We start from the raw sequence: 23062 nt of genomic DNA, 5'->3' as shown, positions 1-23062 counted from the left end.
ACTATAAGAAATAAGGCTGGTCGCGTGATCCTCCCCCCGTTGCCCGGAGAACTCTCCATGGTCGAACGCCCACGGCTGCTGACCCTGACTTCGCGTCCCTGGTTGTTGCTTGGTGTGGTGGCCATTCCGGTGGCCTGTCTATGGCTGGCCCCGATCTGGTGGCAAGGCGCCCTGATCGCCCTGCTGCTGCTCGGCTGGCTCGCCCTGCTGCTCGGCCAGCGCCCCGCCGCCCCCACCGCCAGCCACGTCGCCAGCGGCAACGACACGGAACTGGAACAGACCCGCGCCCACCTGCAGGGGCTGCGCGAGCTGCTCGATGCGGTGCTGCCGCTATGGATCCGGCATATCGAGCTGGCCCAGGGCCAGACCTACAGCGCCGCCGGCGGCCTGACCGAAAAATTCATCCACATGAGCCAGCAGATGCGCCAGGTGCTCGACTTCGGCAATAGCGGCGAGGGGGCGGATGTCTCCAGCGTGCTGCGCGAGGCCCAGGTGGCCCTGCCCCAGGCGGTCAAGGCCCTCGGCGACTCCGACCAGGAACGCGAGCGTTTCCTGGTGGAAATCCGCGAGCTGGGCAGCTTCGTCAGCGAGCTGCACGGGATGGCCGAGGACGTCGCCAAGATCGCCTCGCAGACCAACCTCCTGGCCCTCAACGCAGCCATCGAGGCGGCCCGCGCCGGCGAGAGCGGCCGCGGCTTCTCGGTGGTGGCCGACGAAGTGCGCAAGCTGTCGTCGTTGTCCGGCGACACCGGCACCAAGATCACCGAGAAGGTGCAGGTGATGGGTCGTGCCATGGAAGCCATGGTCGCCCATGCTGAACAGATGTCGAGCCGCAGCCGCAGCAGCATCGAGGAAGCCGAGCGCATCGTCGGCCACGTGCTCGGCGAGCTCGGCAGCGGCCTCAGCCAGCTGGAACAGCGCCTGCAACTGCTGCAGAGCAACAGCCAGGAAGTCGAGCACACGGTGAGCGGCGTGCTGGTCGACCTGCAGTTCCAGGATCGGGTCAGCCAGATCATTGCCCAGGTCACCCAGGACATCCAGCGCCTGCAGGCCAACCTGGGCCAGGAACCGCCGCCCACCAGCAGCGAATGGCTGCGGGTGCTGGAAGCCAGCTACACCACCCTCGAGCAGCAACGCGTGCACAGCGGCCAGGGTTCCGCCGGCGTCGAGCAGTCGTCGGTGACTTTCTTCTGAACCATCCGCCAGAACACAGGAAGCGAGCCAATGGGCAAGACCGTAATGATCGTGGACGACTCGACCAGCTTCCGGCAGGTCGTCGGCATCGCCCTCAAGGGCGCCGGCTATGACGTGCTGGAAGCCTGCGACGGCAAGGATGCGCTGAGCAAGCTGGACGGCCGCAAGATCAACCTGATCGTCTCCGACGTGAACATGCCGAACATGGACGGCATCACCTTCGTCAAATCGGCCAAGCAGCTGCCGGCCTACAAGTTCACCCCGGTGATCATGCTCACCACCGAAGCCGGCGAGGCCAAGAAGGCCGAGGGCAAGGCCGCCGGCGTGCGCGCCTGGGTGGTCAAACCGTTTCAGCCGCCGGTACTGCTGGATGCCGTATCCAAACTGATTCTGCCCTGAGGTTGGCTGCCATGGCCGAGATCCACAGTCGTGAAGAAGCCGGGCGGTACATTTCCGCGGTACAGGGCGAGTTCAACATCTACCACGCCAACCAGTTGAAGGACGAACTGCTCGACCTGCTCGGCCAGCACCAGCAGCTGGATATCGACCTGGCCAACGTGCAGGACTTCGACAGCAGCGGCGTGCAGATCCTCCTGATGCTCAAGCGCGAGGCGCAGCGGCGCAACAAGCAACTGACCTTCGTGCAGCACTCGCACAGCGTGCGCGAGGTGCTCGACCTGCTCAACCTGGTGGCCGAACTGGGTGACCCGCTGGTGATACCGCTCGACAGCCCGGGAGAGCGCCCATGAACCTCGACCAAGCCCGCGGCGCCCTGGTGCAGGAAGGCCGCGAACTGCTGGTGGCCATGGAAGAAGCGCTGCTGGAGATCGAGAACGGCGGCTACAGCACCGACCGGGTCAACGCCATCTTCCGCGCCGCGCACACCATCAAGGGTTCGGCCGGGCTGTTCGGCCTGAGCTCGCTGATCGACTTCACCCACGTGGTGGAAAGCCTGCTGGATCAGGTACGCAACGGCGAGCAGCCGCTGGACGGCAGCATGCTCTCGCTGCTGCTGACCTGCAGCGACTACATCGGCAGCCTGCTCACTGCGGTCGAGGACGGCCAGGAAGCCATCGAGCCCAACCCCGAACTGCGCGCCTACCTGCTCGACCAGCTCAACCAGTGCCTGCTCCAGGGTGAGACTGGCGAAGCGGCTGCGGCCGCCGAGCCGACCAGCCAGCTCAGCACCCTGGCCATGCCCCAGGCCGAAGGCCGGGTCGACGTGCTGGAAGGCGAGGCGGTCAGCAGCGACCTCTGGCACATCTCCCTGCGACCCAAGGTCGACGTGCTGCGCCACGGCCTCGACCCGCTGTCATTCCTGCGCTACCTGAGCAAGCTCGGGCGCATCGTCTACCTGCACACCCTCACCGAATACATCCCCGACGCCGCCGGCTTTGATGCCGAAAGCAGCTACCTGGGCTTCGAGATCGAGTTCGAGTCGAGCGCCGCCAAGCAGGAAATCGAGGATGCCTTCGAGTTCATCCGCGAAGACAGCCAGCTGCTGATCCTGCCGCCGCACAGCGCCATCGACGCCTACATCCGCCTGATCGCCAGCCTGCCGGAATCGCCCGGCCGCCTGGGCGAGATCCTGGTGCGCAGCGGTGCCCTCACCGCCCATGAACTGCAGCATGTGCTCGATCTGCAGAACGCCGCGCCGCAGCCGGCGCCACCGCTCGGCACCCTGCTGGTGGAGGAACAGCTGGTGGCGCCACCGGTGGTCTCCGCCGCCCTGCACAAGCAGAAGCAGGCCGAGGAGAAACGCGCCCACGAGCAGGTATTCATCAAGGTCGAAGTGGGCAAGCTCGACCAGCTGATCAACCTGGTCGGCGAACTGGTGATCGCCGGCGCCGCCGCCAGCCTGTCGCTGCGCCAGGGCGACCCGGCGGCCATGGCCGAGGCCAACGAAGGCGTCGCCACCCTGGTCGAGCGCATCCGCGATGCCTCGCTGTCGCTGCGCATGGTGGCCATCGGCGAAGTGTTCCAGCGCTTCCCGCGGGTGGTGCGCGACATCAGCAAGGAGCTGGGCAAGGACATCGAGCTGCTGATCACCGGTGCCGACACCGAGCTGGACAAGTCGATGGTGGAAAAGCTCGCCGACCCGCTGATGCACATCGTGCGCAACGCCATGGATCACGGCATCGAACCCTCCGAGGCGCGCCTGGCCGCCGGCAAGACCGCCCGCGGCACCCTGCGCCTGAACGCCTACCACGAGTCCGGCAGCATCGCCATCGAGGTCAGCGACGACGGCCGCGGCCTGGATCGCCAGCGCATCCTGGCCAAGGCCATCGAGAAGGGCCTGGTGCAGGCCGACCAGGTGCTCAGCGACAACGAAGTATTCCGCCTGATCTTCGAACCCGGCTTCTCCACCGCCGAGCAGGTCACCAACCTCTCCGGCCGCGGCGTGGGCATGGACGTGGTGCGGCGCAACATCGAACAGCTGCGCGGCGAGGTCGAGGTGCTCAGCGAATTCGGCCTGGGCAGCACGGTGCGCATCCGCCTGCCGCTGACCCTGGCGATCATCGACGGCTTCCAGGTCAAGGTGGCCGACGAGACCTTCGTCCTGCCGCTGGATCAGGTCATCGAATGCGTCGACCTCGGCGAGCAGGAAGGCCAGCACGACCTGCTCAGCCTGCGCGGCGAGGCCCTGCCCTATGTGCGCCTGCGCGACCTGTTCGACCTGCCGCCGGCCGTCGGCATCCGCGAGAGCCTGGTCGTCCTGCAGTTCGGCCAGAGCCGCGCCGGCGTGGTGGTCGACCAGCTGATCGGCGAATTCCAGGCGGTGATCAAGCCGCTCGGCAGCCTGTTTCGCAGCGTTTCCGGCCTGAGCGGCTCGACCATCCTCGGCGATGGCCGGGTCGCCCTGATTCTCGATGTCGCCCACCTGGTGCAGAAGATCACCCACCAGGCCAACCAGCTAGGTCGCCAGCCGGCCCCGCTCGCTCCCCCTTTGCATGCAGAACAATAACCAGGAGACACCCATGAGCTGGTTCACTCAGCTACGCCTTGCAACCAAACTGACCGTTTCCTTCCTGCTGGTCGCGCTGGTCTCGCTCGTCATCGGCGGCTTTGGCACGGCCAAGCTCAAGCAGGTCGACGGCATGATGAGCAGCATCTACTTCGACCGCCTGATCCCGATCCGCGACCTCGGCCAGGTCAAGTCCGAGACCATCCAGCACTACCGCCGCCTGTACGTGGCCCTGGCGCTCAACGAGGTCGAACAGACCCGCGAGCAGGACAGCAAGAACCAGAAGTCCAACGAGACCATCGACAAGGCGTTCACGGCCTATCGCAACACCGTGCTGACCCCGGAAGAAGAACAGACCATTGCCGAATACGACAAGGTACTGCCGGCCTACCGCGAGTCGGCCGACAAGGTCATGGCCCTGCTCAAGGCCGGCGACCACCAGGCCGCCGACCAGCTGATCCGCCAGGAAACCCGGCCGATCTTCGAGAAGCTGCTGGAGACGGTCAGCCATCTGGTGGATATCAACGACAAGACCGCGGAACAGGTCAACACCGAATCCACCGCCATCACCAACAGCATCGTCAACCTGATGATCGGCCTGATGATCGGCGGCTTCGTCCTCGCCGTACTGATCGGCATGCTGGTCACCCGCATGATCGTGCGCCAGGTCGGCGGCGAGCCGGCGGATGCCGAGAAGGCCCTGCAGCGGGTGGCCGCCGGCGACCTCACGGTGGCCATCGCCCTGCGCAACGGCGACCAGACCAGCATGCTGTTCAGCCTGCAGCAGATGGTGCAGAAGCTGCGCTCGATCATGGGCGACGTGCGCATGACTGCCGACTCCCTGGCCTCGGCCTCCGAACAGGTGGCCGCCTCGGCCCAGGCGCTGAGCCAGAACGCCTCCGAACAGGCGGCCAACGTCGAGGAAACCAGCGCCTCCGTCGAGGAAATCGCCGCCACCGTGGCGCAGAACAGCGAGAACGCCAAGGTTACCGACAGCATGGCCAGCCAGTCGTCCAAGGACGCCGAGGAAGGCGGCGCGGCGGTACGCGAGATGGTCAACGCCATGCGCCAGATTGCCGGCAAGATCGGCATCATCGACGACATCGCCTACCAGACCAACCTGCTCGCCCTCAACGCGGCGATCGAAGCGGCGCGCGCCGGTGACCATGGCAAGGGCTTCGCCGTGGTGGCCGCCGAAGTACGCAAGCTGGCGGAACGCAGCCAGGTGGCCGCCCAGGAGATCGGCGCGGTGGCCAGCGACAGCGTGACCCTGGCCGAACGTGCCGGTCAGCTGCTCGACCAGATGGTGCCATCGATCCGCAAGACCGCCGACCTGGTGCAGGAAATTTCCTCGGCCTCGCGCGAGCAGAACACCGGCCTGGAGCAGATCAACCTGGCCGTCACCCAGCTGGCGCAGACCACCCAGGTCAACGCCTCGGCTTCCGAGGAGCTGTCCTCCACCTCCGAGGAGATGAGCGGCCAGGCCGTGCAGCTGCAGGAGATGATCCAGTTCTTCCAGTTGGCCGAAGGCAGCCCGCACAGCAGCACCGCCAGCCAGGGCGGGCGGCCGCGCAAGGCCGTGCCGAGCGGCAAGCCGGTACAGCCGCTGCGCCGCCAGGTGCAGGACGAGCAGATCGACGAGTCGGCCTTTACCCGCTTCTAGGAGTAGCGCGATGACCACCCTGCCAGCCCAGGTACCAGGCCGCCCGCCCGCCGTGGCGGAAACGCCGCTGACCCAGCAGTTCCTCACCCTGACCCTGGGCAACGAACTGTTCGCCCTGCCGATCGAGCACATCCGCGAGATCATCGAGTTCGGCAGCCTCACCGAAATCCCCCTGGTGCCGCCCTTCCTGCGCGGGGTGATCAACCTGCGCGGCGCGGTGGTACCGGTGATCGACCTGTCGGTGCGCTTCGGCCGCGAACGCACCAGCATCGCCAAGCGCACCTGCATCGTCATCGTCGAGGTCACCCAGGACGACAACCAGCAGCTGATCGGCATCATCGTCGATGCGGTCAACGAAGTGCTGGCCGTGGAGGGGCACCAGCTGGAAACCCGCCCGGCGTTCGGCGCACGTATTCGTGCCGACTTCATCGCCGGCATCCTCAAGCAGAACGAGCAGTTCGTCATCGTCCTGGACATCCCCCAGGCGCTGTCGCTCGACGAACTGGCGCAACTGGTCGGCGAACTCGACCAGCCGGCTCCGTGAGGCGCGTATGGCGGATGGCGGCATGAGCATGACTCCAGCTTCGGCTTCGCACATCGTCCTGAGCGAGCCGGAGTTTCGCCAACTTCAGCAGCTGTTCTACCAGCGCGTCGGCATCCAGCTGCCGCCGGTGAAGAAGCCGCTGATCTGCGGGCGTCTGTCCAAGCGCCTCGGCGCCCTGCAGATGGGCAGCTACCGCGAGTACTACCAGCACCTGATCTCGCCGGCCGGCGCGACGGAGCTGGAGGTGGCCATCGACCTGATCACCACCCACGAGACCTACTTCTTCCGCGAACCCAAGCACTTCGACTTCCTGCAGCAGAAGATCCTGCCGCAGGTGGCCACGCAGAGTGATTTCCGCGTGTGGAGCGCGGCCAGCTCCAGCGGCGAGGAGGCCTACACCCTGGCCATGCTGCTCGACAGCGGGCGCAGCCGTCAGCCGTGGAGCGTGATCGGCACCGATGTCAGCCAGCAGGTGCTGAGCAGCGCGCGTCGCGGCCTGTACGTGATGGCGCGCGGCGAGCGGATTCCGCAGCACTACCTGAAGCGCTACTGCCTCAAGGGCCGCGACCGCTACCACGGCTACTTCCTGGTGGAGCGCAGCCTGCGCGAACGGGTCGAGTTCCGCCCCGGCAATCTGACCCAGGCGGCCCCGGAGCTGGGCCAGTTCGACCTGATCCTGCTGCGCAACGTGCTGATCTATTTCGACATGCCGACCAAGCAGCGGGTGCTGCACAACGTGGTCGAACGCCTCAAACCCGGCGGCTGGCTGATGGTCGGCCATTCCGAGGCGCTGCACGATACCCGCCTGCCGCTGGAGCTGGTGACCTCGTCGATCTACCGCAAGGTGGCGCAATGAGCAGCAAGCGCTTCCTCAACCCCGGCGACCTGTACTTTGGCAGCGGCGAGCTGCGCGTGGAAACCCTGCTCGGCCCCTGCGTGGCCATCGTCCTGTGGTTCCCCAAGGCGCGCAAAGGCGGCATGTGCCACTTCCAGCTGCCCGGCAAGCGCCGGGTCGCCGAACATGCGCGTGACCTCGACGGCCGCTACGGTGGCGAAGCCTGGATCTGGCTCAAGCAACAGGCGCGCGCCCACGCCCTGAAACTGGCCGAGGCCGAGGTCAAGCTGTTCGGCGGCTCGCGCACCCTGAGCAACCCCGGCTCCAGCCTGCGCCAGGAGATCGGCGAGCAGAACATCGAATTCGTCGAGCACCTGGCCGACAGCGCCGGCCTGCACGTGGTCAGCCGCGACCTGGGTGGCGACGGCTACCGCTACCTGCGCTTCGACCTCAGCACCGGCGAGGTCTGGGTACGCCGCGGCGGCACCCTGGCGATCAAGGCTCTGGAGGAGCTGCCGCAATGAGCATCAAGGTGATGATCGTCGACGACTCGGCGGTGATGCGCGAGGTGATGCAGCAGCTGCTGGCCCCGCACAAGGACATCGAGGTGGTCGGCGCGGCCATGGATCCGCTGCTGGCCCAGCAGAAGATGGAGCGGGTGTGGCCCGACGTGATCCTGCTCGACGTGGAGATGCCGCGCATGGACGGCATCACCTTCCTGCGCCAGATCATGGCCACCCGGCCGACCCCGGTGGTGATCTGCTCGACCCTCACCGAGAAGGGCGCCGACATTACCCTGCAGGCCCTGGCCGCCGGCGCGGTGGAGGTGATCACCAAGCCGACCATGGGCCTGCGCGATTTTCTCCAGGACAGCGCCCAGGACATGCTCACCGCCATCCGCACGGCGGCCAAGGCGCGGGTACGCGCCAAGGCACCGGCCAGCGCGCCACTGAGCAAGGCGCCCAAGCTCGGCGCCGAGGCCCTGGTGGAGCTGCCCAGCAGCGGCCTGCTCAACCAGCGCACCACCGAGAAGATCGTCCTGCTCGGCACTTCCACCGGCGGCACCCAGGCGCTGGAGCAGGTGCTGGTGGAGCTGCCGGTGAACGCGCCGGCCATCGCCATCGTCCAGCACATGCCGGAGAAGTTCACCCGCAGCTTCGCCGAGCGCCTCGACTCGCTGTGCGCCATCGAAGTGCGCGAGGCCCAGGACGGCGACCGCATGCTGCCGGGCCGCGCGCTGATCGCCCCCGGTGGGCGGCACATGCTGATCAAGCGCAGCGGCGGGCAGTACCTGGTGGAGGTCAAGGACGGCCCGCTGGTCAGCCGTCACCGGCCGTCAGTCGACGTGCTGTTCCGCTCGGCAGCGGTGCAGGCTGGGCGTAATGCCCTGGCGGTGATCATGACCGGCATGGGTGACGACGGCGCCCGCGGGCTCAAGGAATTGCATGAAGCCGGGGCGCACACCTGCGCCCAGGACGAAGAGAGTTGCGTGGTATTCGGTATGCCGAAAGAGGCGATCAAACTAGGCGGCGTGAATCAGGTGATCTCGCTGGACGACATTCCCCGAGTCGTAATGAGCTGGCGCTAGGGAGCACGCACGATGGTTCCGAACAGACTGCCCCAGCACCTGCTGGTGGTCGATGACAGTGAAGTACAGCGCCAGTTCATGGCCGAACTGTGCAGCGACATGGGCATCGAGAACGTGCTGCAGGCAGTGGATGGCTTCGACGCCATAGCCCAACTGAAGACCAATCCGCAGATCGAAGCCCTGGTGCTGGATCTGGAAATGCCCGGCATGGACGGCGTGCAGGTGCTCCATGAACTGGCCCGGCTAAGCCTGGATCCGGCCGTGATAGTGGCCAGCGCCCGCGAAAGCGTGCTGCTCAACGTGGTCGAGAGCATGGGCAAGAGCCTTGGCCTGCGCCTGCTCGGCGTGCTGCAGAAACCGCTGCTGCGCGAGCAGCTGCTGGGCAGCCTGAGCCGTTTCTCCGCCGTGCAGCTGCGCACGGAAAGCGACGAGCAGCAGCCCCAGGGCCCGCACCTGGATGAACAGGACGTGCAGCGCGCCCTGCACAACCACGAGTTCGTCGCCTACTTCCAGCCCAAGGTGGCCCTCGCCGACGGCGCCCTCAACGGCGTCGAGGCGCTGATCCGCTGGCAGCACCCACAGTACGGCCTGCTCACCCCGGCCTGCTTCATCGAGCTAATCGAACGCAGCCAGTACATCTCCGAGATGACCCTGCAGATGCTCGACATGTCGCTGCGTTATTGCCGCCAGTGGCACGCCACCGGCCTGCCGCTGAGTTTCTCGATCAATGTCTCGGCGCGCTCGCTGGCCGACTCGCGGCTGGCCGACGCGATCATCGACCGGGTCAGCGCCAGCGGCATCGAGCCGCGCTACGTGATCCTGGAGATCACCGAGAGCGCCATCATGACCGACCTCGGCACCACCCTCGGCACCCTGGCGCGCCTGCGCCTGAAAGGCTTCGGCCTGTCGGTGGACGACTACGGCACCGGTTTCTCCTGCATGCTGCAGCTGTCACGGGTGCCCTGCACCGAGCTCAAGGTCGACCGCGCCTTTGTCAACGGTGCCAGCCAGAGCCTGCACCTGCGCATTCTCCTGGAAAGCGCCCTGGACATCGCCCGCAAGCTCAGCCTGCGGGTCGTTGCCGAAGGCGTGGAAACCCGCGAGGACTGGCAGCTGCTGCGCAGTCTCGGCTGCGGCGAGGCGCAGGGCTACTTCCTGGCCAAGCCGATGCCCGGCGATGCCCTGCTGCCCTGGTGGCGCGGCAACCAGGAGCGCATCCGCCAGCTGGTTCCGGTCATCAGCTAGCCGCCCGCCGCGGCGCCGGCCGCCGGGTGGACGATCACCGTGGCGGTGATGCCGGCTGCCAGCAGCACGCCGTCCGGCACCCGGTCGAGGTGGATGCGCACCGGCACGCGCTGGGCCAGGCGCACCCAGTTGAAGGTCGGGTTGACGTCGGCCACCAGCTCGCGGCTGGCCGGGTTGTCGCGGTCGTAGATGGCCCGGGCGATGCTCTCGACATGGCCGTCCAGGCGCTCGCCGCTCATCAGCTGCAGCTCCACCGGGTCGCCGACCGCCAGGTGCGGCAGCTTGGTCTCCTCGAAGTAGCCGTAGACCCAGTAGGAGTGCTGGTCGACCAGGGCCATCTTGGCCTCGCCAACCCGCGCGTAGTCGCCGGGGTGCACGTTGAGGTTGGTCACGTAGCCGTCCACCGCGGCGCGCACTTCGGTGCGCTGCAGGTTGAGACGCGCCGCCGCCAGCGCCGCCTCGGCCTGCTGCAGGTCGGCCGCCGCCGCCGCGGCCAGGTTGCTGGCATCGTCCAGGCTCTCGCGCGAAACCACCTGCTCGTCCATCGCCGCGCGGCGGCTGGCGTTCTGCCGGCGCATGGCGCTGCTGGCGCGGCGCGAAGCCACCAGGGCTTCGGCCTGCTGCACGGCGAGGCGGTAGTGCTCGGGGTCGATCTGCAGCAGCAGGTCGCCCTTGCGCACCTGCTGGTTGTCGCGCACCGGTACCGCCACCACGATGCCGGAGACATCGGCGGCGACGTTGATGATGTCGGCACGCACACGGCCATCGCGGGTCCACGGGCTGTCCATGTAGTTGAGCCACAGGCTGCGCCCGAGCAGGGTGGCGGCCAGCAGGATGAGCAGGGTCGCCAGCAGGCTGAAGACGGATTTCAGGGTCATGGTCGGCTCGTGGTTAGCGGTAGAGGGGCAACGCCATGCCGGCGAACAGGCAGGCGAACAGGCACACGCGAAACAGCGCCGGGTGCCAGACCAAGCGGTACAGGTTGGCGCCGGCCAGCAGGCGGTCGAGGCACCAGCAGAGCACGGCGGCGACCACGAACAGCAGGGTCAGGGTCGGCATGTACAGGCCGTGCAGGGCGATTTCGCGGGGCAGACCGTCAGGCAGCATGGCGCGGGATTCCGGTTGGGGAACTGGGGTACAGCGGCGACTGCGGGTCGAGCAGCGAGCTGCGGATGAAGTGCAGGTAACTGAGCACCCGGCGCAGCGGCGAGCTCTCGAAGTCCGGCGCGCAAGGCTCGGCGGTGCGCCGGGTGGTGGCGATGGCCTGTTCGACCGCCGCCAGGGCACGCCCGCGGTTGCCCGCCGAGGGCTGCACGAACAGGCGGATCAGCGCCCGGCCGAGCACCCGCACCGCCAGGCGCCAGGGCATGTCCTCGGCGTAGCAGGGCTGGGCCGGCAGGGCTTCCTGCTCGTGGCGCAGCTCGATCACCGCATGGCCGATTTCCAGCACCAGCAGCATCCAGCGCAGCAGGTCGCGCTGCACCTGCGGGTTGCGCGCGGCCAGCCCGTAGGCCTGGCTGAGCAGGTCGCGGGTGCCGCTCTCGAAGGCCGGCTGCAGCCCCGCCAGGCGCGCGCTGACCGCCTGCACCACGCGCAGGCGCAGGTCACGCTGCAGGCGCCGCCATAGCCAGGCGCTGGTCGGTGGCAGCAACACGGCGGCGAAGGCGGCGGCCAGCAGCTGGGCCAGGAGCATGGCCAGGTAGGTGTTGAGCATGCGCCCGGGGTCGTACAGCGCCAGGTTGGCCGGGATCGCGCCGAAGCTGAAGAACACCAGCAGGCCGAGGCCGGCGCCAGCCCAGCGCGGGCGCAGGGTGAAGAACACGCCGAGGGCGAACACCGGCGCCAGGGCCAGGGCCAGCAGCGGGAAGCCGTCCAGGTGCGGCAGCACGAAGAAGGTCACGGCGAAGCCGAGCAGCGCCGCCAGCAGGGTGCCCGCGGCCATCTGCATGGCCAGCTTGGCCGGGTCGGCGGCGCTCGAGCTGAGCGCCGCCACCACTGCGGCGATCAGCACGAAGGTGCTGCCGCTGGGCCAGGCGGTGGCGATCCAGAACAGGCCGAGCAGCAGCACCATCAGCGCAGTGCGTGCGCCAGCCACCAGGGCGGCGAGCAGGTTGGCCTTGGTCGCGAAGCGGTGCGGCCAGTCCTCCCGCGCGTGGCGGTGGGCAGCCAGCGAGGCGTGGGTCTGGGCGTACTGGTGGAGGTCGTCGGCCAGGCGATAGAGCAGCTCGGCGGCGGTGTTGAAGTCGAGCCGCTGCTCGGGCTCCACGCGCAGGGCGGCACGGGCCAGGCGAATGTCCTGCATCAGCCCCGGGCGCTGGGCGTCGAGCTGGGCGGCCAGGCTGGCCGCGTCGCGGTCGGTGAGCGGCCGCCCGCGCCAGGGCTCGAGCATCTCGCGCAGGCGCTGCAGGCTCGGGTGCAGGGCCTGCAACACGGCCTCGGCGCCCTGCCCGCGCAGGCGTTCGAGCAGCTGGTGGAGGGCGTGATAGCGGGTGCTCAGGCGCATGAACTCGCTGTTCAGGCGGGCCAGGCGACCGCTGCGCAGGCGCATGTGCGGGTCTTCGAAACCGGTGGCGCTGCGCAGGGTTTCCAGGCTCACCGTTTGCGCGGCGAACGCCAGGCTGGCCGCTTCGAAGGCCGGCCGCGCACCGCCATCGAGGTGCGCGAGGGCGAACTCGGCAAAGCTGCCGAAGCGCTGGTAGAGGGCATTGCGCAGGGCCGCACTGGCCGTCTGCGGCCACAGGGTGGCACTCACCACGCTGGCGCAGAGAATGCCCAGGGCAACTTCCAGCAGGCGCCACACTGCCTGCATGAAGGCGATGTCCGGCTGCTCGGCGGCGGGCAGGCCGACCAGGGTCGCGGTGTAGCCGGCAAGCATGCAGGCATAGGCGCGGAAGTCGCGGTAGCGCGCGGCACCGGCGGTGCACAGGCCGATCCACAGGGCCACGGCGAGCAGGAACAGCACCCGCTCCTGGGCGAACAGGGCGATCAGCAGCAGCATCACGCCGAGGCCGACCAGGCTGCCGAGCAGGCGGTAGAAGCTCTTGGCGAACACCTGGCCGCTCTGCGGCTGCATGACGATGAACACGGTAACGGTGGCCGTGCCCGGCTGCGGCAGCTCCAGGCGCAGGGCCAGCCACAGGGTCAGCAGGGCGGCCAGCAGCACCTTGGCGATGTACAGCCAGGTCACCCCATCGCTGCGTGCCCACTCGTACAGGGCACGCTGCAGGCGTTCGCCAGCGCTCGCCGGGCGCAGGGACAGGGGCGCGCCCATCTCAGCGCGCGGCCTGCGGCCGTACGGCCACGCTGTGCGGCTGCAGCTGCGCCTCGGCCGGGCTGTCCGCCGCCTCCAGCAGGCCGCCACCGAGGGCCACCAGCAGGCCGGCGTGGGCTGCCAGGCGCGCGGCCTGCACCTGCTGCTCGACCTGTTGCTGCTGGAACAGGCGCGACTGCGCATTGAGCACGTTGAGGTAGTCGGTAAGACCGCCGCGGTAGGCCTGGGTGGCGATGTCGTAGGTGCGCTGGGCACTGGCCACCGAGGCGGCGGCGAAATCCTGCTGCTGGCGCAGCGAGTGCAGGCGGATCAGCTGGTCGGAAATCTCGCGCAGGGCACCGACCAGGGTCTGGTTGTACTGCGCCACCGCTGCATCGTAGCCGGCCGCCGCCTCGCCCAGGTGGGCGCGGCGCAGGCCGCCGTCGAAGATCGGCAGGGAAATCGCCGGGCCGATGCCCCAGCTGGACTTCTGGCCCTTGAAGAACTCCAGCATGCCGCCGCCCACCGCGCTGTAGCCAAGGCTGGCGACCAGGTCGACGTTGGGATAGAAGTCGGCGCGCGCCACCTCCACGCCTTGCGCCTCGGCGGCCACCTGCCAGCGCCGGGCAACCACGTCCGGGCGATGGCCGAGCAGCTCCAGCGGCAGCTGGCTGGGCAGCCCCGGCTGGCCGGCCAGGCTCAGGCGCGGGCGCTGCAGCACGGCGCCGGCACCCGGCCCCTGGCCGGCCAGGGCGGCCAGGCGGTTGCGGTCGAGGGCGATGGCCTCGTCGAGCGCTTCCAGCTGGCGGCGGGTCTCGGGCAGCGGCACCTCGGCCTGGCTGACCTCGAACTGGGTACCCAGGCCGCCGGCCAGGCGCCGCCGGGCCAGGTCGAGGATCTGCTCCTGCTGGTGCAGCAGGGCCAGGCCGATGTCGCGCTCGGCATGGTGCAGGGAGAACTGGATGTAGGTGCGAACGATGTTGCTCTCCAGCTCCAGCTGCGCCACCCGCAGTTCGGCGGCGGCCATCTGCGCCAGGTTCAGGTAGCGCTCGCTGTTGCTGCGCTCGCGGCCCCAGAGGTCGAGGGCGTAGCTCAGGCCGAGGGCGGCGTTGTTGTTCCAGCTGGTGGTCTTGGCCAGCTCGCCGGGGCCGTAGAAGTAGTCGTCCGGCCAGCGGTGGCGGCTCAGCGAGATATCCGCGCCAACCTGCGGTGCCTCGACGGCCTCCGCCGCGCCGGCCATGGCCATGGCCAGGCGCACCCGCGCGGTGGCTTCATCGAGGCTCGGGCTGCCATCCAGCGCGCGGGCGATCCAGGCGTCCAGCTGCGGGTCGCGGTAGTCCTGCCACCAGTGCTGGCGCGGCCACTGCGCGGCCTTGGCGGCCTCCTGAATGGCCGCATCGCTGGCCAGTTCGGGGTTGCCGAGGCGCTGTTGGCGGGGGGCGATGCCATGGGTGCTGATGCAGCCGGCGAGGCCGGCAAAAACGACGAAGGAGCCGACGAACGCCAGTCCCTGCACAAGGTGACGCGACACTGTGGATGATCCTGCTGATTTGGCGCGAAACGCCCGTGAACCCGGGCGGCAGGAGGATTCTAGGCAGTGCGGCAGGGGCGGATAAGCGCACGGATGGGTGATAGATCATTACCCCGGACGAAACAATCGCCGCAGCGCCCCGGCCCAAGGGCAGATTCGCCGGTTGGCGATTAGAACGGGCTACCTGATCGTCAAACCGTCTAAGCATTCTCGACCGGGCCGCAGGCCCCGGAATCCGCCACCTGCCGCCCGGAACGGCACTCGCCGGGGCTTGCCCTCAGGAACCGGCAGACTGACCTGAAAGCCCCGTGCCAGAAGCCTCGACAGGCACAAGAACATCGCCGAAGGCGCTGCCGATACTGGCCCTTGGCTAGCTTGACGGCCCTGCCTGGTCGGCTAAACCGATCTACACAGCGCCATCAGGACAGCCGTTGGCTGGCGCTGACCCGCACCGGGCTGCCTGCTGAACGGGCGATCCGGCCGGGTACAAGGAGTTCGCTTGATGAATGGATGCATTATTTCCGCATTACCTGTTCAGGTTCGATCTACCCCTTCATCTGCCGTGCAACCGGCTCGCCAGCCGCCCGCCCCGGTCACTGCCCACGCGCACTGACCCGCCGCGGGTACGCCGAGCCGGCGCCGCGTCGCCCCCGCCGCCTGCTGTGCGGCCGCCGGGCAGCCTCTCCTTGTGCGTTCGAGCCCGGGCCAGATGCCCTGGCTGCATGAGCCCGCTCGGCCCGGCCGAGGGTCGTCATTCCACTTCGAAGAGGTTTGCCATGAAAGGGATCAACAAAAGCGAACTGGCCCGTCTGCAACTGCGCACCCGCCGCGCAGTCAACCCGCAGCACACCCATACCGGCGCGTTGCTGGCGGCCCGCCACCAGTTCGCCCGCACCTATTCGATCAAGCTGCTGAACAACTTCGTCGGCAGCAGCCCGCTGGGCGCCGAGCTGCTGACCCTGCTCACGCCGGCGCCACAGGATCGCAGCCAGGATCACCTGCTGCTGGGCGACCAGCCGATCGCCCGCGAGGCGCTGGACTGGGATCCGCACAACCACCTGCTCAGCTGGCACCAGGGCAGCGGCGCGCAGGCGGTCAGCGGGCGCATCGAGCTGCTCCCCGACCACACCAAGGGCTACGGCTACATCACCCGCGGCGACGCGCACTTCTCGGTGGAGATCGACCTCAAGCCGGTGTCCTACACCTGTGCCGTATCGGCCAATGCCGGGCAGTACGTATCCGGCGACGCCAGCGGGCCCAAGCTGAACTGGGACGTGAAATCCGCCGAGTGGAAGAACGCCACCTGGATCGACCAGGCCCTGCGCTTCACCTACGGCCTGACCGACAAGGGCCCCTTCATCGGCCAGCCCGACCCCCATGTGCTGGTGGAATTCTCCGACCTGCAGACCCGCACCGACTGGGCGCCGCAGCCGGACTTCGACTTCACCCTGCTGCTCACCGCGGAGTTCCGTTTGATCTTCAGCGCCAACCAGGGCGTCAACCCGGACGCCGACGACCGCGGCAGCAGCCCGGTGAAAAGCGTGTTCCCCTACCAGCTGGCCTTCAACTTCGACGGCTTCGCCAGCAGCTTCGAGGGCGCCTACCTGACCGGCGAGAACACCATCCTCGGTACGCCCTACGCCATCCGCGGCATAGTCGACAACCCGGCCATCGCCGGCTTCTACGGCCTGATCGACCACACCAGCGGCCAGCACAGCGGCCTGGTGCAGGTACACGACGGCCAGCTGGTGATCGACGGCCAGGCCGTGGCCAATTCCCGGGTGCAGGGCAACCGCCTCATCTGGCAGGGCCTCAGCGCCGCCCAGGCCCAGGCCAGCGGCCTGGGTGCCGATGGCCATCTGGAGTTCTCCGAGAATGGCGAGCGCATACTCAACGGCAGCCACGCCGGGGTCGGCAAGCGTCACTGCGCCGCCTCGCTGGTACGCCTGGCCGACCACCTCAGCGCGCCACAGGCCAGCCTGCGCCAGACCATCGCCAGCACCCGCAGCTCCCTGCACAACCAGCTGCTGGCCGGCACCCCGCTGAACATCCATACCCTGCTCGGCATGTCGCCGTTCCAGCAAACCACGGTGGACAGCCACGGCGTGCCGAAGAAGGTGTGGAGCGAGGTGGTGCGCGACAACTCGATGCAGGACTTCTACCTGATCCTGCAGTACTACATGGATCCCGAACTGCGCAGCGAATTCATCTCGCCCAACCCGCCGCAGCTCAGCGCCGAACTCAAGGCCATCGCCGCCATCAAGGGGGCCAAGGGCCAGCTGCCGCAGGACTGGTACAAGAGCCTCAGCGTGGCCTACCTGAGCAGCGCCCTGGCGCGTACCGACGACCCCGGCGCGCCCTACCTGAACGGCGACCGCGCCGGCAAATGGCTGTCGCAGCAGGTGGCCATCGACGAGGTGTACCAGGCCCAGTCGCCGCAGCTGTATGCCAACCGCTGGCGCATGCAGTTCCCCGACACCGCGTTGTTCCTCCAGGATCAGATCGACAACAACGGCCAGTACGCGCCGCTGATCGACCAGGATCTGGCCAGCTGGATCACCCAGATTCGCGCCACCGTCACCGGTGACCAGAAGCAGATCGACGAGCTGATCACCATGGTCACCGAGGCCGCCAGCAAGGGTAAACAGAGCCTGTACTGGGCCTACCTGATGTTCCGCTACTCGACCCAGCCCTCGGCCCTCAACTACCTGCGCATGATCTCGCTGAACAGCAACACCGGTCTCGACGGCTCGGCCTTCGCCCAGCGCGTGCAGACCAACCTGGCCGTGCTCAACGTGCTCGACCCCAGCGGCTTCTTCTGCAACCAGTACACCCAGGTGATCCAGACCTTCCAGATCGGCAACATCCTGCCGACCCTGATCGACTACAGCGGCAACATGGATCAGTACGCCTACTCGGTCGACAAGGTCATCAGCGAGTTCATCAAGCAGTACGGCAACTCCACCGACCCGCAGATCCTCGACATGATCCGTCAGCTGCGCGAGGCCCAGCAGCAGGGGCAGATCCGCGAGGTGCTCGACACCTTCGCCAGCCTGTCCGCCAGCTTCGCCGGCATCTACGAGTGGGAACAGCTGGCCGCCAAGTTCGCCGCCAGCTGGCCCATCACCAGCAAGGTCAGCCTGCTCGCGGCCAAGGCGATCACCCTGGCCGCCGCCTCCGTGGGCATCGCTGCCTTTGTCTACGGGGTGATGGACTGGAAGAACCTCAGCGATGCCCAGCGCACCCAGGTGGTGCTCGGCGGCATGCAGGTGTTCGCCCAGCTGCTCGGCACCGTGATCCGCCGGGGCACCGCCTACACCACCATCTTCCGCACGGAGAACACCTGGGGCTCGTTCTTCAAGAGCGTATGGAAGAACGATGTGCTGGAGCTGGCCAATACCCGCGGCAGCAACGGCCTGTCGCGCTGGCTGGTGCGCGACGCCTCGCTGGAGGCCAAGCTGCTGGTCGCCGGCGCGGAAGAAGACCTCGGGGTGGTGGCGAAGATCTTCGGGCGCAACCTCGACGAGTTCATCGCCACCCGCCTCGGCGCGCTGTTCGCGGTGGCCAACATCGTGCTCAGTGCCATTGCCATCGCCAACTCGGAGTCCGGCCTGGAGACCGCCGGCAACGCCCTGTTGCTGGCCTCGGCGTCGCTGGAGCTGATCGCCATTCTCGGTGAATGGGCGCTGGGGGCCGCCGGCGTCGAGGTCATCGGCGGCCTGGCGGTGGCCACCATCGCCTCCGGGGTGGCGGTACTGGCGGCCTTCGCGGCGATCGCCGGGGCGATCATCCTGCTGGTACTGGCCTTCCGTCCACAGAAGACGCCGATCCAGAAATTCGCCGAAGACCAGGCCAAGAAGGCCGGTTTCTACATGGAGGACAAGGCCGCCATCGATGCCCTCAACATCACCGGCGGCGCCGCCAACCAGACCTCGCCGAAACTGGTCGGCATCGGCCTGCAGTACAACGGCAACTACCAGCAGACGCTGACCTTCAACACCGATGGCTCGCTGGGCATCGGCGCGCAGAAGCTGGACTTCAGCACCGACTTCTTCCTCGGTTCCGATGCCCTCGGCCGCACCACCCTCTCCACCCTGCTGGCGCTCGGTGGCGAGACGGTGAACAACACGCCGCGGCAGAAGCTGGTGATCCTCACCCTGGACGACAACAAGAAGGTCTGTGCCGTGCCGCCCATCGCCGACACGAACAAGGCCAGCCAGCAGCTGTGGGCCAGCGAGTATGCCGGCGACCCGCAGTTCGACAGCCAGGGCACCCTGGTGGCTGCCAAGTTCCGCTTCTACAACTGCTACTGGAACGACCAGAAGCAGAAGCTCTACCTCAACAGCGACGGCCAGACAGTCTCTACCGGCAGCAACGGCACGGCCTGGACGGTGGCCCTCACCACCATGGCCCCCAGCCTGCTGGCGATCCGCGATTTCGACCTGTGGGACTACAACCGCGACCAGCGCATCACGCCCTTCCTCGGCCAGCCCGGCAGCGCCCCGCGCAAATGGGAGATCAATCCGGCACTGCCGGACTTCCTGCAGTTCGACGCCAGCAGCGGCGCCATCTCGCAGAAAACCGGGGTGGCACCCCGTGGCATGGCGGCGCAGAGCTACAAGCTGACCGTCAAAAACGACTACGGCAGTACCGACTGCAGTTTCTCGGTACGCGTGCAGATCTTCGTCCCGCCGGTGTTGCTGCGCCGCGCCGATGACGATCTGCAGTTCGCCGTAGCCTGAGCCAGGAGGGCCGCCAGCATGTCCAACGATCCTGTAGAAGCGATGTTCACCGCCCTCCCCGCTTTCGGCGCGAACCCCGTGGGGGTCGTGGCCAAGGCGGCCCTGCTCAGTCGCCTGGAAGGGGCCACGCCGGGCAAGCACACCCAGCCGTGGCCCCGCTCCGCCGGGCCGAGCTTTCGCGACATCTTCTTTCCCGGCTACACGCCGGCCGCCTACACCGACAACGTCAGCGGCAGTACCGGCCTGAACGACGACTTCTGGTCCGGCTTCGCCGTCGCCACTCTGTGCCAGGCGATGTACAACATCACCTCGAGCCTGCGCAAACAGCTCAAGTCCGGGGACATCGACAACGCCGTCAACAACTGCAACGCGCAGATCACCAGCAGCGCCCTGCCGCTCTATGCCGTGGCCCTGCAACAGGGCTATGCGCCCTTCACCCAGGCCTACAACGACTGCCCGGACAAACCCCAGGCCCTGGCTGCCTACAGCGCCCAGCTGCAGAGCAGCAACTACCTCAACGCCCTGGCCGTGCAGTACCACGGCCAGGGCGGCCTGCCCAACTTCGACTGGCTGCTGTGGCACCACTGGGTCAAGCTCAGCATCCTTGGCAGCCCGAGCAGCAGCATCAACGGCATCATCGCCAGTGTGAAAAGCAGCCTGGCCAGCCTGCAGGTGCCGCTGCCCGGCAACGTCGATGCCGGCACCTGGCTCACCTACAACAGCTGGATGTCCACCACCGACCCGGGCCGCCGCCGGCTCGACTGGAACGATATCGCCGGCGCCGCCCGCGCCGGCATCCTGGAGCGGGTCTGCACCTACTACCCGGGCGCCCGTTCGATGTCGTGCATGGACGAGGAAAACTCCTACGAATTCACCGCCAATGGCCAGCCCGGCACCGGCTACCGGGACACTGGCGGGGGCGGTTGCTGCTTCGCCGCCGGCACCGGCGTGCTGCTGGCCGATGGCAGCGAACGACCGATCGAGACCCTGCAACCCGGCGCGCAACTGGCCACCACTGCCGGGCCGCGGCGCCTGGCCCTGGTCGCCCGGCCGTGGCGGGCCGGACGCGCGCTGTATCGGCTCGACGAGCTGCCGATCGCGGTCACGGCCACCCACCCCTTTCTGCGCTTCCCCCAGGCCGGCCAACCGGCGCTGTGCAGCATCGACCCGCTGCTGCTCAACGCGCGCATCCCCGGCCTGGCCGCGCTGGGCATCGCCCCGCTGGGCGCCGGCAGCCCGCTGCTGCGTCTGACCGCGGACGGCAGCCCGCAAGCCTACCCGCTGCGCCAGCTGCAGCCACTGGAGGGCAGCGGCAGCGCCGACGAGCAGCTCTACGACCTGCTGCTGGAGCCCGGCCCGGAGCCGGCCGGCTACCTGGTCGGCGGCGCCGGCACCTACCTGGCGGTGAGTGCGGAAATGCCCGATATCGGCGCCCATGCCGACATCGCGCCGGGCTTCCTCGCCCTCACCCAGAGCCTGTACCACGAGCTGCACAACGATATCGCCGGGCTGCACCAGGACGAGCTGGCACCACTGCTGGAGCGCCTCGCCGTGCAACTGGGCCAGCAGCTGCTGGGCAGCGCCCTGCAGCAGGTGCGCCAGCGCCCGCCGGCCTTGCGCCAGAGCAACCTGGCCAACGCCGACGCGCACAGTGCCACCAGCGCCTTCTTCGACCTGCTCGCCCGCCCCCACGGCCCGAACCTGCGCAGCAGCGCCCAGCCCAGCGACTTCAACTGGCAACTCAACCTGCTCACCGAACAGCTGCTCGGCAACCTTGGCGACACCCTGCTGGCGCAGCTGGCCCTGGGCTGGCGCGAGGCGGGCAGTGCCGAGGGCGACACCCTGGCCATCAGCCTGTTCGAGGTCAGCCTGCTCAACGGCCAGGCCTTCGCCGCAGCACCGCTCGAGCTGCAGCTGAGCCTCGGCGAGCAGCGCCATGTGCTGGAAGAAAGCCGCCAGCGCCCGTCCGGCCCCTTCAGCCGGGCCATCGACCAGGTGCTCTACTGCCCGCTGGCCGACAACGGCGAACTGGCGGAACAGCTGAGCCTCGCCTGCCAGGACGGCACCGGCCAGACGCTGCGGGCGCAGATCTACCTGCCGCCGCGCCTGGACACCGGCTGGCGCGCCTGCGAAGGGCTGCTGCGCGACCACCGCGACCAAGTCGCCGGCATCTGCCGCCTCGACCTGCGCCTGCTCAGTAGCGCCGCCATCGAGCGTGAACAGCAGCGCCGACAGCACTGGGATCAGGCCCAGGCCGAGCACTACCTGAACAACCTGCTGCAGGCCGTGCTGCAGGCCCTGCCCGCCCAGCTGCAGGAGTTCCGGGCCCACCAGGCAGAGCGCCAGGCCGGCCCCGACAGCGCCATCCCGACCTAATCCGCCGACGCACAAACGCCGAAGGCCCCGGGCATCTGCCACGGGGCCTTCGTTTTATTGCAGTCTGGCGCACCAGGCGGGATTCGAACCCACGACCCCTGCCTTCGGAGGGCAGTACTCTATCCAGCTGAGCTACTGGTGCGTTGCGGGGCGCAATCATACGCATCCGATGGGCAGGCGTCCATGCGGGCCGTCGGGGCTTTTGCTCAGAGCTCCTGCATGGCGAAATCGGCCTTGCTCACCCCGCAATCCGGGCACAGCCAGTCATCCGGCACCTCGGCCCAGGGCGTGCCGGCGGGGATGCCGTCGTCCGGCCAGCCGGCGGCTTCGTCGTAGATCAGCCCGCAGATCACGCAGATCCAGCGCTTCATACCGGCACCTGGCTGCGCAGCGGGTGCAGGTGGCGGTCGAAGTCGGCCAGCGAGGGGAAGCCCAGCGGTTCGAGGCTTTCCAGCTGAAGCAGGTAGTCGGCGTATTGCTCGAGAATGTCTTCACGCCCCTGTTGGCTGATATAGGGCACATGGTAGGCGGCGAACGGCGGCAGCACGCTGAACCCGGTGTAGGCCAGGGTGCCGCGCTGCAGCGGGCGCAGCATGGGCTCCCAGGCGCCGTGCACGGCTTCTTCATCGGCGAACATGTGCTGCTGGCCGCCAAGGCTGAAGCTGAGCAGCGCGCGCTTGCCGGCCAGGCCGCCGCGGTCGTAGAAGCGCAGGCCGCCGTAGCACACGCCGGAGACCAGCACGCGGTCGATCCAGCCCTTGAGGATGGCCGGCACCGAGCACCAGAACAGCGGGAAGTTGAGGATCAGCAGGTCGGCCCAGAGCAGCTTGTCCAGCTCGCCGGCGATGTCGGCGGCCAGCGCCTGCTGGCCATGGGCGTGGCGCTGTTCGAGGGCATAGACCAGGTAGTCCGGGTTGCTGCGCTGCTGGAAGTCGGCGGCGCTGGCCACCGGGTTCCAGTTCATCGCATACAGGTCGGAGACCTGCACGCTGTGCCCGGCCTGCTGCAGGGTGGTCACGGCAAGGTCCTTCATCGCCGTGCAGAAGGACTGCGGCTCGGGATGGGCGTGGACGATCAGGATATTCATGGGGTCTTCGAGCAGTGCGGCTCCCCTCTCCCGCCGGGAGAG

The 23062-nt window shown here is 68.1% G+C and carries 18 protein-coding genes and 1 tRNA gene; 12 read left to right on the top strand and 7 right to left on the bottom strand.

The window, feature by feature from the left end; translation table 11 throughout:
- The first annotated feature begins 57 nt into the window (after window positions 1–57).
- Genes A9179_RS00910 through A9179_RS00865 form a run of 10 tightly spaced genes read left to right on the top strand, consistent with a single transcriptional unit; the run spans window position 58 to window position 10034 of the window.
- The gene (locus A9179_RS00910; RefSeq protein WP_187803986.1) at window positions 58–1194 is read left to right on the top strand and encodes a methyl-accepting chemotaxis protein; all 1137 of its coding nucleotides are present in this window, start codon (window positions 58–60) and stop codon (window positions 1192–1194) included.
- Between the two features lie 30 nt (window positions 1195–1224).
- On the top strand, window positions 1225–1593 hold the full coding sequence (locus A9179_RS00905) for a response regulator (protein ID WP_187803985.1): 369 nt from the start codon (window positions 1225–1227) through the stop codon (window positions 1591–1593).
- Between the two features lie 11 nt (window positions 1594–1604).
- Window positions 1605–1943 carry an STAS domain-containing protein gene (locus A9179_RS00900; protein WP_187803984.1) on the top strand — a complete coding sequence of 113 codons (339 nt, stop codon included), beginning with the start codon at window positions 1605–1607 and terminating at the stop codon, window positions 1941–1943.
- Window positions 1940–4159 (top strand): chemotaxis protein CheA, encoded by a 2220-nt coding sequence (locus A9179_RS00895; RefSeq protein WP_187803983.1) that lies wholly within the window; start codon window positions 1940–1942, stop codon window positions 4157–4159. The genes A9179_RS00900 and A9179_RS00895 overlap by 4 nt, the downstream gene beginning before the upstream one ends.
- A gap of 13 nt (window positions 4160–4172) precedes the next feature.
- Window positions 4173–5822 (top strand): methyl-accepting chemotaxis protein, encoded by a 1650-nt coding sequence (locus tag A9179_RS00890; protein ID WP_187803982.1) that lies wholly within the window; start codon window positions 4173–4175, stop codon window positions 5820–5822.
- A gap of 10 nt (window positions 5823–5832) precedes the next feature.
- Window positions 5833–6366, top strand: coding sequence for a chemotaxis protein CheW (locus A9179_RS00885; RefSeq protein WP_187803981.1), 534 nt, complete (start codon window positions 5833–5835; stop codon window positions 6364–6366).
- A gap of 22 nt (window positions 6367–6388) precedes the next feature.
- Window positions 6389–7222 (top strand): CheR family methyltransferase, encoded by an 834-nt coding sequence (locus tag A9179_RS00880; protein ID WP_262410496.1) that lies wholly within the window; start codon window positions 6389–6391, stop codon window positions 7220–7222.
- Window positions 7219–7725, top strand: a complete 507-nt coding sequence (locus A9179_RS00875) for a chemotaxis protein CheD (protein WP_187803980.1) — start codon at window positions 7219–7221, stop codon at window positions 7723–7725. Before A9179_RS00880 ends, A9179_RS00875 begins: the two co-directional genes overlap by 4 nt.
- Window positions 7722–8789 carry a protein-glutamate methylesterase/protein-glutamine glutaminase gene (locus A9179_RS00870; RefSeq protein ID WP_187803979.1) on the top strand — a complete coding sequence of 356 codons (1068 nt, stop codon included), beginning with the start codon at window positions 7722–7724 and terminating at the stop codon, window positions 8787–8789. The genes A9179_RS00875 and A9179_RS00870 overlap by 4 nt, the downstream gene beginning before the upstream one ends.
- A gap of 12 nt (window positions 8790–8801) precedes the next feature.
- Complete coding sequence (locus A9179_RS00865; RefSeq protein ID WP_187803978.1) at window positions 8802–10034, top strand: EAL domain-containing response regulator; 1233 nt, start codon at window positions 8802–8804, stop codon at window positions 10032–10034.
- Here A9179_RS00865 and A9179_RS00860 read toward each other — a convergent pair.
- Genes A9179_RS00860 through A9179_RS00845 form a run of 4 tightly spaced genes read right to left on the bottom strand, consistent with a single transcriptional unit; the run spans window position 10031 to window position 14815 of the window.
- Entirely contained in the window at window positions 10031–10912 is an 882-nt protein-coding gene (locus A9179_RS00860) for an efflux RND transporter periplasmic adaptor subunit (protein ID WP_187803977.1), read from the bottom strand. The two genes, A9179_RS00865 and A9179_RS00860, sit on opposite strands and share 4 nt — an antisense overlap.
- Window positions 10913–10925: 13 nt before the next feature.
- Window positions 10926–11126, bottom strand: a complete 201-nt coding sequence (locus A9179_RS00855) for a DUF1656 domain-containing protein (RefSeq protein WP_187808465.1) — start codon at window positions 11124–11126, stop codon at window positions 10926–10928.
- Between the two features lie 4 nt (window positions 11127–11130).
- A complete protein-coding gene (locus tag A9179_RS00850; RefSeq protein WP_187803976.1) occupies window positions 11131–13305 on the bottom strand; it encodes an FUSC family protein in 2175 nt (724 codons plus the stop codon).
- A gap of 1 nt (window position 13306) precedes the next feature.
- Window positions 13307–14815: an efflux transporter outer membrane subunit gene (locus A9179_RS00845; RefSeq protein ID WP_394354693.1), complete on the bottom strand. Its 1509-nt coding sequence runs from the start codon at window positions 14813–14815 to the stop codon at window positions 13307–13309.
- A gap of 776 nt (window positions 14816–15591) precedes the next feature.
- On the opposite strand from A9179_RS00845, the gene A9179_RS00840 reads away from it, so the two are divergent.
- Both A9179_RS00840 and A9179_RS00835 read left to right on the top strand, forming a co-directional pair.
- On the top strand, window positions 15592–19557 hold the full coding sequence (locus A9179_RS00840; RefSeq protein WP_187803975.1) for a hypothetical protein: 3966 nt from the start codon (window positions 15592–15594) through the stop codon (window positions 19555–19557).
- An 18-nt stretch (window positions 19558–19575) separates the two neighbouring features.
- A complete protein-coding gene (locus tag A9179_RS00835; RefSeq protein ID WP_187803974.1) occupies window positions 19576–21933 on the top strand; it encodes a hypothetical protein in 2358 nt (785 codons plus the stop codon).
- Window positions 21934–21998: 65 nt separating this feature from the next.
- Here the strand turns inward: A9179_RS00835 and A9179_RS00830 are convergent.
- The 3 genes from A9179_RS00830 to A9179_RS00820 form a co-directional block, all read right to left on the bottom strand.
- Window positions 21999–22075: transfer RNA gene (locus A9179_RS00830), tRNA-Arg, on the bottom strand.
- Window positions 22076–22139: 64 nt separating this feature from the next.
- Window positions 22140–22304, bottom strand: a complete 165-nt coding sequence (locus tag A9179_RS00825) for a rubredoxin (RefSeq protein WP_187803973.1) — start codon at window positions 22302–22304, stop codon at window positions 22140–22142.
- Complete coding sequence (locus A9179_RS00820; protein ID WP_187803972.1) at window positions 22301–23020, bottom strand: NAD(P)H-dependent oxidoreductase; 720 nt, start codon at window positions 23018–23020, stop codon at window positions 22301–22303. Before A9179_RS00820 ends, A9179_RS00825 begins: the two co-directional genes overlap by 4 nt.
- Window positions 23021–23062 lie beyond the last annotated feature (42 nt).

The sequence above is a fragment of the Pseudomonas alcaligenes genome (assembly GCF_014490745.1).
GTDB classification, from domain to species: Bacteria; Pseudomonadota; Gammaproteobacteria; order Pseudomonadales; family Pseudomonadaceae; genus Aquipseudomonas; species Aquipseudomonas alcaligenes_C.
This window is presented reverse-complemented; position numbering and strand designations above follow the sequence as displayed.